Here is a 14,118-nt window from a genome sequence, read left to right on the forward strand (position 1 = left end):
GTTGTCTTAATTATGCTACTGGAATTGTCACAACATGGCCATATAAACCAAGTGTAGAATCTAAGCCTTTTTCAGTATCCGAGAGTGCTTGACCTGAGATTTCATATTGACCTAGTTCTTCATGGATCAATGGGAAAGTTGTTTCAGGTGATTTTTTAGTTCGCCACAAACGTACAGCCACACGCTCACCAGTCGCAACATTTAGCCCTTTAAAAAACAATTCATATTCTTTATTAAAATTGCTGGCAATTGTTGTATGACTAACTACACCAGTGGTGAAGCTGGCTGTTACTGGGTCCGCAATCGCTTCATTAAAAATAACTGTTCCAAATACTGGATCAAGCTTATATTTGTCAGTAGCAACCGCGGTTGAACCTGCTTTAAATGAAACCAGGGATAGGTTGTAGCCATCTAGCTTGATTTCTTGACCTACTTTAATTACACCAAGTGACTGATCCGTGATAGTAGTGCTTGGAATCTCGGACTTCATACCAGATAAAATATACTGGAGATTTTCATCATCAATTTCTTCAAGCTGTCCCTTAAAATTAACTCCTGTAGTCTTAGTTAATACAAAATCTGTTGTACGTTGTCCTGATGTGCTTTCTTGATGCTCAACCTGATCTGTTGTGATTTCAAGCTCAAACTCTGGTACGTTACCGATATAACGCATTGCGCCAGCTACACTATTAGAAATTTCAGATAAGAAAAACTTGCCTTGTAAAGAAATATACTTGTTAGCCATCCGTTTTAACCTCTTTAGTTGGTTTTGGTTGTGCAGATGGCTTCACTTCTTCAATGATCTTATCTGCTTCTAATCGTTTAATTTGGTCATCTGATAGACCACCCACAAAATCGCCTTTTTCAAAACGACCCACAGGCTGTAATGCTTTATATGTTTTCATAGTCACCATGATTTAATCATTTGTGATTCAAATAAGAATGGGAAATACGCCCGCCCAGTGCTGACAGCCTTGCCAACTGGAATGCCTGCATCAACACGTTTAAATCGCTTAAATCCAGTAATTTGTGGTTGATAACCCTGCATCACAGAAAGAATCTTCCGAATTATTGGATCTGCCAATTGGCGAATTGAAGCTGTTTCAGTTAATTGTGCTGAAGCATCTGCGACTGTTAGAGCAATCAACCATTGCTGATAGACCGCATTAGCTTTTCCATCACCTGTTGTATCTGCTATTCGATCACCGACATAGATGATACCTATGCCAATATCACCAACCACGGCTTGGAATAGATCATCCACATCAAACGGCGTAACCACTTCTTCAACTTCCGGAATTTCAGCTTTAATTCGCTTTAATATGTCATCTTCGAGTGCGAAATAATTTTCAATGTTTTGCATCAGTTAAAACCTTGTATAAATACTCTTCGATTTCGAAAAGAATCTCTTGGGAATCATCTACGGAAATACCTAAATATGGACGAGGTGGAATGTATACAGCTTTAACCATTACCCATCCGCCAAGTGGTGTTTTGAAAGTTAAATACTTGCCAGACTTAGGTTTGACCCACCCACCAAAATGGAGGATTGGCGCATAAACAACATTGGTGCCAACTGAGATTTTATTGCCCTGAACTTTTGCAAATATCGAATTATGCAAACGTCCTGTATCTCTAAGCGTCTGCCCACCCTGAACTTTCGCTCTCCATGATTTTTTCCACGCTTTATCATCCGTACCAATTCCTGTCTGTATACGTCGTTGTGTATTTACAATTAGGATGTCAGAAATGTCATGCCATAGTTCAGATGGATCTTTCACTCGCTCTATCACACGTCGCATAAATTCCTGCAACTTTTCTTGGCCATGCATTTGTATAGTATCAGTCACAACCACCTCACTTGACGCTAGGCATCATGTCTAGAACACTGTCAGCAAAGACACCTCCTTTGTAGGTGGTACCAATAGGCAATGTCTTTGGTGATGTGTCCGCTACAACAACATCTTCGCTACCATCTTCGTTTTTCTTAGCTATAGTAAGAACAGCTTTTCCTTCAGAGACACGCTTCAAAAATGAAATCGCATCTTCATAACGATCACGAACTTCATCAGGTGCTTTATTTCGATGCAGCAAATATCGTGCAATTTCACAAATCATAATCTTTAAATTTTTGGGGACTTCAGGTAAAGGGATTGAATACTCTTTGCCAATGTATCCATCCGCAATATCTGAAGCATCTTCAATAAAAGACTCTACAGAGAGATCTGCAGTTAATCCGCGCTCTAATTGCTCAATAGTTATCTTGCTATAACGAATCACCATATCTTCACGACTGGCATACTTCGACATAGAACCACCTATTTTTCAGCTACAGGTTTCTGCGTTGCTTTTGCAATAGTTTTTTCTAATTCAATCACTCTTGCTTTCAGATCAGTGATTTCTTTATCCGAAACTGCTTTTTCATCCTCAAGCGCTTTGTTTTTCGCTTTCAGATCAGTGATTTCGGCTTTCAAGGCATCAACTTCATCGTTAGATTTGCTAATGACTTTAGGTTCTTCTGGTTCTTCAATAGCCCCAGATGCTAAAAGGGCCTGAAGTTGTTTAGCTTCAAGCCCTTTGATTTCATCACCCGGTCGAAAGTGACCAATGGATTGTTTTGCTATGTATTTAGGCATTTGAGCCTCCTTAAGAAATAAAACCAGTACCGCCACACACGCCATTTTTGTTAGATGGCACTGCAAGTGGTGCTGATTCAGTCATCAAGAAAATTCCGCTTGGATCTTCGTTATACCACTGACGATCAAAGTATTTAGCCACTGCCCCATTTGCTAACATATTTTTAATTTTACATTGTGCAATAGAGCCTTGGGTGTCTGAGATAGCACCAAAATAATCATCAGGGATGAAGCGTTTTAAACCATTTTTTAAACGGTAAGTGGCATCATAAACCCACAATTCTTTTTCATCTAAATAGCCTTTAAATGAGGCACCTTCTTGAACATTCAAACTCGGCTTATAAGGTACCGCAATTCCAGCATAAGGCTTCACAAAGCGTTCTTTGAATTCTTCATTATTTGATAAAGCCGCCCAAACCTTTCCTGACATAAGGTAGAGTTTAGAAGCACCACTATTTGCATCAAGCAGAAGCTTTTCAATAGCTTCGATATCGGTTACAGGTTTAGCACCTGCCTGATTCCAAGGAGTTAATGGTGTAAAGTTCAGAGACGCATCACGTTCATAATCAACCATGTTGTATTCATAGTCATCAGATTGAAGTAAATACTTCCCTTTGAGCAATAACTCCGTTGCCATCAATAAAACAGAGTTATCAATCGCATCATGATTTCGCTTCATAACTGCAATTTGAGCAATGACCATTTTTTCCTGATCAGATAATTGCTGACTTCCTGTAGAGATGATACCCGCGGTACGTAAACGTTCCATTAAGGCTTCATCAAATGAGGTTGCAGGCGTCACCATGTTTTTAGGCTTGTAATACGCAGGTTGAACAAATTCGACCTTTGCTGCACGTTTAGTATCAAAAGGCTTACCAGGTTGATGCGGTGATACTAAGGGTGCAAGATCATGCACTGTATTGATTTCTGCAAGTGGAACCTCATCACGGTCAAATGATGGGCGATTTGGGAACAGCTTATCTAACAGCCAAGTATCCATTGGCTTATAGTTTGTGTGAATAATTGCAAGCTCACCCACATCAAGTAATTCAAGTGGTGCGCCATTGACTGTAAAAGACTGAGGCATTGTTTAAAATCCTTATACTTTTGAAAATTCGATTTTGTTTAGAGTTGCTTTTGCTCGTGCTGCATCATATTTAGATGGCTCTAAATATTCCCCAGCAATTCGCACTGCTTCGATACTGAATACACCACCAAAATAAATTGGAATTTCAATTCCATCAGCTGCCATTTGGGTTGCTTGTTGAGTAGTTACATCTTGGCCACATACAACATTCCAAGTTTTTTCATCTGTTGCATGAGTGACCACATTGGAATCAGATAAAATCAACAGATCCCCAGCTTTGTAAGCCGTTGCAGTAGTCACCTTGGCATTTGCACGACGAAGTTTTTCAACATCTAGATTGAGTGGGCGTGATTCACGGGTCACGTTTGCTAAGTAGGTTTTATTGCTCATTTATTAAGCCCCTTTATTCTGGCCAGCGAATGCTTGCGCACCAGAAGTAAACTTGTGAGGTTGATCTTGATTAGGTGTACCACCTTGACCCCCAGTCGCTTGGTGATTGAATAAGTGTTGCAGCGCTGGATTAACTGCAGGAATAGGTTGCTGTTGTCCAGCTGGTGGTTGTTTTGATGAGAACTGACGAAGTTGTTTAGCCATAAAACTAAAAGCAACATCATCCATATCTGTATAAGACTTAGTGTCATCAGCACTGAATTGAGTGTTTAATTCAGTTTGAAGTGCTGCAATGTCTTCAGTACGTTTTTCAGCTTTAAACTTTTTAAGTTCGGTTTGTGCTGCGTCACGTTCTTCTTCAGCTTTCTTTTGAGCGGCTTTCGCCTGTTCGAGTTCAGTCACGTTAGTGTCCTCTTTGTTGAAAGTTTTAGACTTTGGGTTGTGGTTTGCTGCCACGGCGTTGGTATTATCATCGGCACCTAATGCACAGAACGATACTTCACGAATGCGACCGCCACGAAAAACAGTAATTGGCCCTTGATGAATCTTTCCATTCACAGTGACCGATGCACCCGCTTGAATTTCTTCTATTGCAGAAGGCTCGATACGAACAGACATTTGCCATGGAAAACCATCGTCTGAGTCTTGAGCAACCTGAGTACCAAACTCATTACTCATCAAATCACCTGTAACCGTTAAGCCTGTTTGATGATTAATGGAATGTGTATTGATTGCACCCGCCCTTTGACTTGATCGGTGTTCCAGTAATGCGGGAATTCGACCTTTTAACTTCATTGAATCGAGATCAAAGATAATTCGATCCCAAAACCAATGGTCAGTAATGACTTCACCGCTATAAGCGATTCCCGAAAATGTTCTTTTCTTTTTGCCATCCTCAGCACTATCAACACTCAGTTGCCCGAGCTGGAAACAATACTGATTAGGCTTTTCAGCTTCTGGCATTTTGATGCTCCATTAAAAAACCACCTATTAAGGTGGTCTTGAATTTTCAATTATTTAAACACTGTAAATTGTATTTCGGGCTATAAATAACCGAGTAGCTTTCTCTTCAGTGCGCTTGAGTATGATTGATTCACTGGTCACATCAACCACTTGTAGGTTTAAATCAGATGCCAATAGAGCACCATCCAAGCCTTGAATTTTCGAAAGATCAATTGCATGGCCTTTCATATCTAAGATAGTGATTGTTTTACCTGCATTTTCAGCTGTTTTAAACAAAGTAGGTGTTTGAATACCGATTACATTTCCCTTTTCCAAGTTGAATAAATCCAAACCTTTGATATTGTTTCCAGTGAGCTTATTTTTAAGGTTTTTTGCAAATCCAAGCATTGATTGGAATGAATCATTCATCCAATCCCAAATAGACTTAGATTTTCTATCAATACCTTTATTGGTTACGGCATCTTTCAAAAGTTCGGTCAGCTTCTCATCTTCAGCTGCAAGCTCTACAACAAAGCGCGGTGCTGATGGTGCTATATCTTTGCCACTATCAATCACAGTATCTAAAAAATCATCTAAGATTTTTCGGTTTGATTTTTCAAGTGGTTTAAAAGCATCAACAATTGCATTTTCAACATCTTGCTCAAGCAAAGCAGTATTCTTAATATCAAGAATTTCAGATGAGTATGGAAGATCTAAAAGATTGTCTGCTATTTTTTGATCAAGCACTTCATTTAAATTCGAGCCCCAAGTCGCAGGGTTAAAACTCCAACCTAAATTACGTGCAACCTCTGGTAGATCTTCATCTGAAGTAATACCGTATTTCTCAGCTTGCTTCTTAGTTAAAGCAATCACATGGCAACGACACATAAAATCCCACGGCGGGTAATACAACGTCCAAAATGGATCATCTATGTGCCTAATGATGTTGTTTAACTTAAGGTGAGTTGGTCTTACCCGACTATCATTAATCGCAACATACATCAAATATGGTCGTGATTCCTTGTTAGCCTGTTGCTGTGTCCATCTCCCATGTGCATAGGCCATCTGCATGTTAGTACGATAGATATTTGCTAGATGATGATCTGAGAGATCAATGCCCTCCTTAGCTATAAGTTTCTTAAACTCATCAAAAGTTGAACCATCTTCAGTTGATTTATTTACCAGCTCCAAAACAGTCTTGATTTGATCGATAGAGGCCAATCGACTTACTGTAGCGGAGTAATGCCTTGTTTTAAGATCAAGCAAGTAAAACTCTTCAGGTAAAACGACATTGCGACTACGCGCATATTTCAAGGCTTCTACATAATCAGTCATGTCTATTTTCCTTGCCTTGCATGTACATATCCCATCACATCGGACATAAACAACGCTCTCGACATTGTGAGTTCAAAATCATCCACTGATGAACCTTTAGTTGCTGAATACAACTTAGATATCAATTCGCTTGTGTCCGCTGATTCAGATACGATCACTTCAAGTTCTGATTCTGATAAAAGAACCTTAGGCTGATTTTTAGCAACCTCCTCAAGTTCAATCTGTTCAGGCTTTAAGTTTTGACTATGAGCTTTAAAATTGAATAAAGTTTTAGGGAGTGCATGAAATTGATGAGAAGGCAAAGTGTTGGTTTCACTTGCAACAGCCACATCACCGTCAATCAGATCATATTCACGTTGGAAATACTGATTGGTTAAATTTGCACCAGCATTTTTAAGTTTTACATCACGCTCTGCTTGATCTGCTTTTAATGATTTTTCATCACCAATTACTACTGTATGACGTTCCCATCCATTCAATGCACATAGTGCATCTATAATTGCTTGAATCGTCGATGTAATCATTCGAATGTCAGCATTGACTTTATTGTTTTGGACTTCTAAGTGGACCTCTCCTAGTGCTCTAGATCCTGCACCATCTGTACCACTCGTAAGAGTTTGTCCCAATACAACTTTTTGAATGCTTCTCTCAATCTTCTTATCAAATGATTCAAAGGCCGCAGATCCACCATTACCACTTGAAGCAGATGAAAGTAACTCAACGGATTCATTGTTGTTTATCGATAAAACAGAGCTTGCATGAGCATTTAATAATGCTGACATCATTTCTTTGACTTGTGCTGATTTACCCAATAGCAATGGATTACCAAAGCGCTCAACGAATTTAGCCCAAAACTTAGTCGTTCCGTTTTTAAAAAACCATAACCAGTACAAACGACTGAAAAGCGCTTCTCCGTAAGGGTTCTCATATGTTGGTTTACACTGAGTTAAAAAATGTTTGAGTTGCTGATCACACTCTATATCTCGATTTTGATTATTGTAATTTTGCAATAACATTAATCGCCCATCGTTTTTAGGTTCAAACCATTGCATAGGCTTTACACCTATCCATTTCCATCCAACGAAAGGCGTAATCACATCACCTTCAACATGTAGCATATCCTTGTCATATACCGCTTCAATTACCGAAAAACCGAACCAACGCGCATTCTGAGTACCTAACACTAACTCAGACCACCATCTGGTCATTTGTTGAATCAGAATTTTGGTTTGAATACCGTCTTTTTCACCGCTTTCAGGGTCTAGTCTAAACGGCGAACTCTCAAGTTTATCCTGGCGCTTTTCTACACACTGATAAATTTCATCATCGTACATCAACACAGATAAGCGATGACGAGATACGCCAGCCTTTCTTAATACTTCATCAACATCTGGCATACGTGTTAAGAAGTTTAAAAATGCTGTTTCCGCTTGTTGAGTGTATAAATGCCCACCAACAGATAGAGGGCTATCTACTTCCTTTTTCTTACTTTTCTTAGCCATTTTAGCCTGCCATTGGAGGTTGATAATTCAGCATGACCGTTGCCTCTTCGACTGCATCGATTAAGGTGTCAACTTGGTCATCATGATCGTGAGTCATCGCAGCATTGAATGCCTCACACTCTTCAGTGAAATCAGCGATCCATTTAGAGTTCATTGGTAGCATTACGAACCGGTCTTCTGGTTTATTTGCATAGTCATGTTCAAGTGGTACCTGAATATCCATAAAGCGTGTCAATTTATCCGTACCGCGCTGCACAGGTAATACTGGAACACCTGAATAAGTTCCTAGATTTTGAATAAGTTGAGTTCCATGGGCTTTATCTTCGACTTTCATCCAGCGGATTGGTCTTAACTCATAGGTATAATCTTTGTGTTTATCGATAAACTTCTGCGCCTGACGGTTCATTTCAGGGGCTTCCCATTTACCACGTAAAAGATCAATCAAATAGAGCTTCCCATCAATGCCAAGCCCAACCAGTAGAAAGACGGTATAGTCGTTATGTTCTTTAGTTTTTTGAGCTGTGTCGACATAGATTGCACGCCACTGTAAGGGCGGTAATTCTTTGTAATATCCAAACCATTCTGCTTTGATTAAATCACCACCTAATTTCTTAGGTTGTTGCTGGTATTGACTGCCAAATGTATATCTAGAAACGATTGCACCATCTTTATCCTTGCCACCTTTCTCAAGTTGCAGTAAGGAATTTAATGATTCTTTTTGTGGCCAGTAACTTTGTCGGCCCTTTTCATCCCTTTCAACATTTCTAGGCACAAGCATTTGAATATGATTAGGCAGTGACTGAATGTATTCATCATCAATCAAAGCAGGAATCGAAACTTGAGCCCAATCCCCTGGTACATTTCCAGACATAACAAAATTTGTAGGATCTTCTGAGTGAAGACGCTGCATGATCATAATGATTGGAGTATCTGACTTTGCTTTTCGTGAATTGACGGTGTTAAGAATTTTTCGATTAGCCTTATCTCTTGCAGGCTTACTAAATGCGTCTTCAGGCTTTAACGGATCATCTAGGATGATGCAGCCAGTAAAACCATCATCAGCTAAGCTCCCAGCACGGCGACCTGTTACCTGACCACCCATTGAAGCAGCATAAATATGTCCTGCTTCATAACCATCTACAGTGGTTTTCCAGCTTGCCTTAGCATCTGTGCTTGTCGATATATTTGTCTTCCACATTTGCTGGAAATCATCTGATTTCACTATATTTCGAGCTGTGGATGACACATCCTCCACCAGTGACTGAGAATAAGATAAATACAAGAACCTTGAGCGTGGATTTAAACCAATACCCCGTGCAATTAGATTGGTGGTTAATTCAGTTTTACCAGCACCTGGTGGAACGTTAATCACAAGGTTTGCAATGTTACCCTTAACTACCTCATCTATAAGCCAAGCAACATATTCATGGTGCCAATTCACAATGAATTTAAACCCCATTCTTGGTTTGAAAAAACGGCGTGTGAAATACAAATGTTCTTGCTCGCACAAAGTCTTTTCTACATGTGTTTGCAGATTCATTTAATACTCCTCTTGTGCCCTCCTAACCGCTTCATTTACTTGTTCTTGGGTAGCTTGCACTAAAGAGGTTTGCAGTGGTTCACCTCCCTTGCCAGTGATTTCTTGACGATTGGTATATTTACCACCAGCGTCCTCAGCTGCTTGCTTGAGAATATTTAAAGCAGCTACTCGATTCTTTGAGTGCTTCTGATATTGATTCTCTAATCGTTGAAGTCGCACAGCTAAATTTGCGATAGGAATACTTTCAGGTTTACTTAAAAACATTTCACGCGTCTTTTCAAAATCTAGCCTCAATTCTTCACTGAGATTCTCACCTGATCGTTTTGTAGGATCATATTTTTCACATTGCTGCTTAGTAACTTTTATCCCGTAATCTTGGTGGACGAGCTCCACTGTTTCTGACGGTGTGTTAAATACAGCAAGTGACCGAACTATAAAGAGTTTGACCTCTTTTTTTAGAGCTGCCATAAATCGTCATCCGTCCACCTACGTCCACCTAAATAGCCAAAAAAAAGAGCCATTCGGCTTAATTAATTAGACACGTTCCGCAGCACTTGGAAATATTTAAATCTGATACAAACGGCGGGTTTTGAGCGACTTCTACCATTCGCTTGACGTTCTCGCTTGCTCCCCATCGTTTGACGACCCCGATAAACTCTTCTACATCATGGCCAGCTAAATAATGCTTAGGTAAGCCTGTATGATCGCTATAGAGGATTTCTCCATCTTCATCACGTTCTACACCAATGTGATATAGCTCATGCTCAATCAAAGCGCAAAATTCACGATCATTTGCACTTTCGCAAAAGCTTGCATCTACAGTAATGAGATATATAGGTACAAATCCAAACCAGTCGCGCATTTGCTGCTCTTGCCGAGCTTTACGCCAACCACCTTGATTAAACATGACCTTTTCACACTGCCCTAATACCATTCTCTTTTTAGCAACGGCGGCAGATGAAGCCCATGCAAATGCTAAGAATGTTTCATCGTCGTGTAATAGCTCTGCTATGTGGTCATGGTCGGGATTATGAAGTACACCGCCAAGCGTGAGAAAGTTGGTTAACACCCATTCTTTTAGATCTGCTGCAGGTGCCAAGCGAATCGCTTCCTCTTCCTCTGCTTGGTCAATTAGATCTGTTGGTGGAAATGGTCTGATCTGTTCCATCATTCACCCATAAAAAAACCCACATTTTGGAGAAAATATGGGTATCAAATTACATAGGCAATTGGGGAATTACCTACACCAACTATACTACTAGGAATTAAACGCACTTGAAATAGCAAATTAAATCATGTAATAAAATTTAACAAAGGATATAAAATATTAATCAAATTTATTACTGACAAATTTTATAACGTAACCAGATAGGATTTGATCAGGATGAAAGCGCTCAATTTTATAACCCATCTCTTCAGCTAAATCATATTTACTAAATGCATTTGCTGCTTTCTTGCCACCGCGCCCAACAGACCAAGGACTTCCTACAATTTCAATAAGAAGATTTAGCTTCACAATATAAAAATCAAATCGCCAATTTCTTGTTGATTCAAATTGGAATTTACGGCGATACCCTATTAAGCATTCTTCTAATTCTTGAAATAAGGTTTCTTCAGCTTCTAAATATTTTTGTGTTGCTTTGGGTAATGGTTTTGTTCTTGGTTTAGTTTTAATGGGCGGTTTTTTAGTAAAGCTGGTATATTGGTTAATTTCCATAAATTGCACCCAATAAAAAACCTCCCGAAGGAGGTTTAGTTATTAACCAACTAACTGCTTACGAAAGGATTTATGGATCATCTCTTTTATGTCATCTTCTAAGTTGGCTTCAAATATAAGAATAATACTTGCAGATTCAAATTCAAAAGACGACTTATCATATTCTTGACCAGATAGATAAAGTTCTAGATTCCCGCTATTACTTATATCTGAGAATCCAAATTTATCTCCACAAATATTTACTAAGATATATTGTTTTGATTTCATTATTATCTCTATAATTAATTTAGAAACAATAAATTATCAAATTATCCAAGTAAGATCAATCACTCAACATACTTCTAATTGCTTTAGTTCTTTCTTTTAACTGACTAATCTTTCGATCGATAACAATCATTTCATCACGAGTCATAAGACCACGAGATAAGCTTTGATATTTATTGATCTCAGATTCATATCGCTTGAGATTGCTTAGTGCTTCGGTTTTATCCATACGCTAATTCACTTTCAAATCAACATCTGGAATAATCGACTGTGGTTTGAATGCAACTTTGTAGTGATAAGCACTCACACCTTTACTAGATAATTGCTCTGAAAAGTAAGTCACATTGTCAGAGATACCCAACGAATGCTTTTTAAATTCAGATGCACCAGTCTTACAGGTCACATCAACCTTACGTTCACTAACAGCATCGAAAGAACACTTACCTTCAATTGTTAGAATGTATTCGCCAGTAATTCCATTGTAGAAAACCACTCGACGATCTAATTCAAAATTATCTGCAGCATAAGATAGGTTTTTAGATGCCACTTGAGCATCACGAGAACAACCAACCATTGCCATGGCACACATCAAACCAACAGCTAAAAAACGCATCTTCATGATCAATACCTTTTAAAAGACAAAATAAAACCCCTTCCGGGCAAAGGAAACGTAGCGAAAGGCTAGAAAGTTGTCGGTTGTGCTACAGCACGAACAAGAACCATAATGCCTATTTGAATATCACTCCAGCTTATCCAGCGCCTTACTGTATTCACGCTTTTCACATTTATTACAAACCCATTCACTTCTTACATAGCCCAAATAAATGATTTCATCTCCATGAATCGTTCTTTTAAACCTATAATCATGTTTGCAGAAGATCATTCTTATTAGTCTTTTAATCATCCCACTTTCCTCTAGGCATTAAAAAACCCCTCGGGAGGGGTGTAATCTTAAAAATGAAGTGAATAGCTAACTTAATTCTCACATGTGGCGGTTGAATGCGTGTCGTCATATCTCATCAACTCAAATTAAGCCACCACGCTTTGAACAGTGGTACTGACGTAATACTGCTAGCCTACTGCTTTTTTATTCACTTCTCTTTAAAATCTATAACGGTTTAATTTTCCCACACTTCCGACACTCTCTCACTGTAAAGAAATCTGAATATTCCCAAATGTGATGGCAGAAGATTTGTTTGATTCGGAGCATGCTGTTCTCCTTGGAATTAAAAAGGACGTGGTGATCTGCCACATCCTTGCCTTAGATTACGATATTGATCAGCTCGGCAACTGATCTACCGCTACTCAACACGACAAACATCTCAAAGTTAGCTATTGATCTGTTCTGTGTCTTTCAATTCCATTGGTCGGGGAGTCACCCACAATTTGAGGCTCTGAGGCTAACTCAATGTGTGACGAAATCACATTGGATATATTGGTTGCCTTTTTGCAGACAACAAAAAAGCCCACATTTCTGTGAGCTACTCGTCTTTCCGAGCTGTCAACATTTGCATCTACAACTTTTTGAGTTGCTATCTAATAATAAATGATTATCTATAATATTTCAAAAAAATGGTAAAAAAATACCCACGTATTGGAATAGATGGGTATGGAAATCAAAACTGTTTGGTCTTGTACAAACCGTAATACGACCAGTATATTAAAACTATACCTTACTCTTCGTTTAAATGAAATGGTTAAGCATTAAATTCTTTGTAAGTATTTTTACGATATTTTTCAATCGCATCTGAGGCGCATTTGATTGATGTTTCTAAAGCGATAATCATCATGTTTTCGTATTGTTTCCAAGTCATGCGATAAGCATCCACTTTCATTTGATGTGTACGAATCCCTGCATAATACAATCGTCCTTGAGCAGTAAAGTTATTCTCAAGCTCCGGATCTATCGAGAAATCAATTACCATTCGAGCAATCAACACTGCCAAATAATCTAATTGAATCCCTTCTGGCTCTCGACGCTTATCACTCAATGCATTTGCAATCATGATCTTTGCTAAATGATTCTGCACAAACTCAAAATCACTCTTACTGTTCTGACCAAATATAATTACCGATGTAATCGATTTCTCCAACTGGGTTTCCATTGACGCAATAGCACCCAAGCGATCTTGATAGTCCAAAGGTTTCTCTCCTGTGCCTTTCGTCTCATCATTGAATTGCGGTGACTTAGCAGTGATGCCATGAGTCAACCACTCGAATTGTTCAAACTTCTCTGCTACTGCGTTCATAATTGCCCCTTAAACTTTCATTCCGAATATCAACATACCTGCATCACGCTGCTCTTGATTCGTTCGACCTTGCCAGCCAGTAATGCGATTAAATTCTTCTGAATTCTTTTTGGTTTTAGTGGGTCTGACCAACACCACCGCCAAGCCCAATGATTCAGCCATTTCTACAAGTAATTTGCCTGTCGCATGGTTCTCACCTACATTCTTAGCAATTCGCTCACCTGCGCGCTTAGATTGACCAATACGATTATGTAGATTTGATTTTTTATTCATCCAACCTGCCTCGATCACAACTTTCTTAATCTGATCTTTATTGACTTCAAAGTATTTAGTTAGATCATAAAACCGCATGTTATCCAGTCGAAGTGAGCCGTCTTTCAAGACAGCCACCCCTGATTTTTCTAGGTCTGGATCAATGCCGATGATGAGGGGTTTAGGAATTTGCATTGTTAGCCC

The 14,118-nt window shown here is 39.0% G+C and carries 20 protein-coding genes; all 20 read right to left on the reverse strand.

The window, feature by feature from the left end:
• Positions 1 to 10: 10 nt before the first annotated feature.
• Positions 11 to 745, reverse strand: a complete 735-nt coding sequence (locus tag ACG916_RS11805) for a phage tail tube protein (protein ID WP_314340992.1) — start codon at positions 743 to 745, stop codon at positions 11 to 13.
• The gene (locus ACG916_RS11810) at positions 738 to 905 is read right to left on the reverse strand and encodes a hypothetical protein (RefSeq protein ID WP_314341005.1); all 168 of its coding nucleotides are present in this window, start codon (positions 903 to 905) and stop codon (positions 738 to 740) included. The genes ACG916_RS11805 and ACG916_RS11810 overlap by 8 nt, the downstream gene beginning before the upstream one ends.
• Before the next feature lie 2 nt (positions 906 to 907).
• Positions 908 to 1,363: a phage tail terminator protein gene (locus ACG916_RS11815; protein ID WP_314340990.1), complete on the reverse strand. Its 456-nt coding sequence runs from the start codon at positions 1,361 to 1,363 to the stop codon at positions 908 to 910.
• Entirely contained in the window at positions 1,350 to 1,850 is a 501-nt protein-coding gene (locus tag ACG916_RS11820; protein ID WP_314340988.1) for a phage virion morphogenesis protein, read from the reverse strand. The genes ACG916_RS11815 and ACG916_RS11820 overlap by 14 nt, the downstream gene beginning before the upstream one ends.
• Positions 1,851 to 1,857: 7 nt before the next feature.
• Entirely contained in the window at positions 1,858 to 2,310 is a 453-nt protein-coding gene (locus tag ACG916_RS11825; protein ID WP_314340986.1) for a gp436 family protein, read from the reverse strand.
• Positions 2,311 to 2,318: 8 nt separating this feature from the next.
• Entirely contained in the window at positions 2,319 to 2,636 is a 318-nt protein-coding gene (locus tag ACG916_RS11830; RefSeq protein ID WP_314340984.1) for a hypothetical protein, read from the reverse strand.
• A 10-nt stretch (positions 2,637 to 2,646) separates the two neighbouring features.
• Positions 2,647 to 3,723, reverse strand: coding sequence for a major capsid protein (locus ACG916_RS11835; RefSeq protein ID WP_419327859.1), 1,077 nt, complete (start codon positions 3,721 to 3,723; stop codon positions 2,647 to 2,649).
• Positions 3,724 to 3,735: 12 nt separating this feature from the next.
• Entirely contained in the window at positions 3,736 to 4,113 is a 378-nt protein-coding gene (locus ACG916_RS11840; protein WP_314340980.1) for a hypothetical protein, read from the reverse strand.
• A 3-nt stretch (positions 4,114 to 4,116) separates the two neighbouring features.
• Positions 4,117 to 5,076 carry a hypothetical protein gene (locus ACG916_RS11845; RefSeq protein ID WP_244015465.1) on the reverse strand — a complete coding sequence of 320 codons (960 nt, stop codon included), beginning with the start codon at positions 5,074 to 5,076 and terminating at the stop codon, positions 4,117 to 4,119.
• Positions 5,077 to 5,130: 54 nt separating this feature from the next.
• Complete coding sequence (locus ACG916_RS11850; RefSeq protein WP_419327858.1) at positions 5,131 to 6,390, reverse strand: phage head morphogenesis protein; 1,260 nt, start codon at positions 6,388 to 6,390, stop codon at positions 5,131 to 5,133.
• Positions 6,391 to 6,392: 2 nt separating this feature from the next.
• Complete coding sequence (locus tag ACG916_RS11855) at positions 6,393 to 7,892, reverse strand: phage portal protein family protein (RefSeq protein WP_419327857.1); 1,500 nt, start codon at positions 7,890 to 7,892, stop codon at positions 6,393 to 6,395.
• A gap of 1 nt (position 7,893) precedes the next feature.
• Entirely contained in the window at positions 7,894 to 9,432 is a 1,539-nt protein-coding gene (gene terL / locus ACG916_RS11860; protein WP_419327856.1) for a phage terminase large subunit, read from the reverse strand.
• Positions 9,433 to 9,900: a DUF2280 domain-containing protein gene (locus ACG916_RS11865; RefSeq protein WP_314341471.1), complete on the reverse strand. Its 468-nt coding sequence runs from the start codon at positions 9,898 to 9,900 to the stop codon at positions 9,433 to 9,435.
• Positions 9,901 to 9,958: 58 nt separating this feature from the next.
• Positions 9,959 to 10,600, reverse strand: a complete 642-nt coding sequence (locus ACG916_RS11870; RefSeq protein ID WP_314341470.1) for a putative metallopeptidase — start codon at positions 10,598 to 10,600, stop codon at positions 9,959 to 9,961.
• A 159-nt stretch (positions 10,601 to 10,759) separates the two neighbouring features.
• On the reverse strand, positions 10,760 to 11,149 hold the full coding sequence (locus tag ACG916_RS11875) for a PDDEXK family nuclease (RefSeq protein ID WP_244015459.1): 390 nt from the start codon (positions 11,147 to 11,149) through the stop codon (positions 10,760 to 10,762).
• Between the two features lie 42 nt (positions 11,150 to 11,191).
• Entirely contained in the window at positions 11,192 to 11,416 is a 225-nt protein-coding gene (locus ACG916_RS11880) for a hypothetical protein (RefSeq protein ID WP_004725001.1), read from the reverse strand.
• 55 nt (positions 11,417 to 11,471) lie between these two features.
• Positions 11,472 to 11,642 carry a hypothetical protein gene (locus tag ACG916_RS11885; protein ID WP_419312747.1) on the reverse strand — a complete coding sequence of 57 codons (171 nt, stop codon included), beginning with the start codon at positions 11,640 to 11,642 and terminating at the stop codon, positions 11,472 to 11,474.
• A gap of 3 nt (positions 11,643 to 11,645) precedes the next feature.
• The gene (locus ACG916_RS11890; RefSeq protein ID WP_314339326.1) at positions 11,646 to 12,032 is read right to left on the reverse strand and encodes a beta-sandwich lipoprotein; all 387 of its coding nucleotides are present in this window, start codon (positions 12,030 to 12,032) and stop codon (positions 11,646 to 11,648) included.
• A 1,078-nt stretch (positions 12,033 to 13,110) separates the two neighbouring features.
• Entirely contained in the window at positions 13,111 to 13,662 is a 552-nt protein-coding gene (locus tag ACG916_RS11895; protein WP_419327855.1) for a hypothetical protein, read from the reverse strand.
• A gap of 9 nt (positions 13,663 to 13,671) precedes the next feature.
• Positions 13,672 to 14,109: a hypothetical protein gene (locus ACG916_RS11900; protein ID WP_419327854.1), complete on the reverse strand. Its 438-nt coding sequence runs from the start codon at positions 14,107 to 14,109 to the stop codon at positions 13,672 to 13,674.
• Positions 14,110 to 14,118: the final 9 nt, after the last annotated feature.

The organism is Acinetobacter legionensis (genome assembly GCF_048552295.1).
GTDB lineage: Bacteria > Pseudomonadota > Gammaproteobacteria > Pseudomonadales > Moraxellaceae > Acinetobacter.

What these genes read in the sequence shown, in the direction of transcription:
- ACG916_RS11805 (WP_314340992.1), bottom strand. Translation starts at nt 745, where the DNA reads ATGGCTAACAAGTATATTTCTTTACAAGGCAAGTTTTTCTTATCTGAA.
- ACG916_RS11810 (WP_314341005.1), bottom strand. Translation starts at nt 905, where the DNA reads ATGAAAACATATAAAGCATTACAGCCTGTGGGTCGTTTTGAAAAAGGC.
- ACG916_RS11815 (WP_314340990.1), bottom strand. Translation starts at nt 1,363, where the DNA reads ATGCAAAACATTGAAAATTATTTCGCACTCGAAGATGACATATTAAAG.
- ACG916_RS11825 (WP_314340986.1), bottom strand. Translation starts at nt 2,310, where the DNA reads ATGTCGAAGTATGCCAGTCGTGAAGATATGGTGATTCGTTATAGCAAG.
- ACG916_RS11830 (WP_314340984.1), bottom strand. Translation starts at nt 2,636, where the DNA reads ATGCCTAAATACATAGCAAAACAATCCATTGGTCACTTTCGACCGGGT.
- ACG916_RS11835 (WP_419327859.1), bottom strand. Translation starts at nt 3,723, where the DNA reads ATGCCTCAGTCTTTTACAGTCAATGGCGCACCACTTGAATTACTTGAT.
- ACG916_RS11840 (WP_314340980.1), bottom strand. Translation starts at nt 4,113, where the DNA reads ATGAGCAATAAAACCTACTTAGCAAACGTGACCCGTGAATCACGCCCA.
- ACG916_RS11845 (WP_244015465.1), bottom strand. Translation starts at nt 5,076, where the DNA reads ATGCCAGAAGCTGAAAAGCCTAATCAGTATTGTTTCCAGCTCGGGCAA.
- ACG916_RS11850 (WP_419327858.1), bottom strand. Translation starts at nt 6,390, where the DNA reads ATGACTGATTATGTAGAAGCCTTGAAATATGCGCGTAGTCGCAATGTC.
- ACG916_RS11855 (WP_419327857.1), bottom strand. Translation starts at nt 7,892, where the DNA reads ATGGCTAAGAAAAGTAAGAAAAAGGAAGTAGATAGCCCTCTATCTGTT.
- terL (WP_419327856.1), bottom strand. Translation starts at nt 9,432, where the DNA reads ATGAATCTGCAAACACATGTAGAAAAGACTTTGTGCGAGCAAGAACAT.
- ACG916_RS11865 (WP_314341471.1), bottom strand. Translation starts at nt 9,900, where the DNA reads ATGGCAGCTCTAAAAAAAGAGGTCAAACTCTTTATAGTTCGGTCACTT.
- ACG916_RS11870 (WP_314341470.1), bottom strand. Translation starts at nt 10,600, where the DNA reads ATGGAACAGATCAGACCATTTCCACCAACAGATCTAATTGACCAAGCA.
- ACG916_RS11875 (WP_244015459.1), bottom strand. Translation starts at nt 11,149, where the DNA reads ATGGAAATTAACCAATATACCAGCTTTACTAAAAAACCGCCCATTAAA.
- ACG916_RS11880 (WP_004725001.1), bottom strand. Translation starts at nt 11,416, where the DNA reads ATGAAATCAAAACAATATATCTTAGTAAATATTTGTGGAGATAAATTT.
- ACG916_RS11885 (WP_419312747.1), bottom strand. Translation starts at nt 11,642, where the DNA reads ATGGATAAAACCGAAGCACTAAGCAATCTCAAGCGATATGAATCTGAG.
- ACG916_RS11890 (WP_314339326.1), bottom strand. Translation starts at nt 12,032, where the DNA reads ATGAAGATGCGTTTTTTAGCTGTTGGTTTGATGTGTGCCATGGCAATG.
- ACG916_RS11895 (WP_419327855.1), bottom strand. Translation starts at nt 13,662, where the DNA reads ATGAACGCAGTAGCAGAGAAGTTTGAACAATTCGAGTGGTTGACTCAT.
- ACG916_RS11900 (WP_419327854.1), bottom strand. Translation starts at nt 14,109, where the DNA reads ATGCAAATTCCTAAACCCCTCATCATCGGCATTGATCCAGACCTAGAA.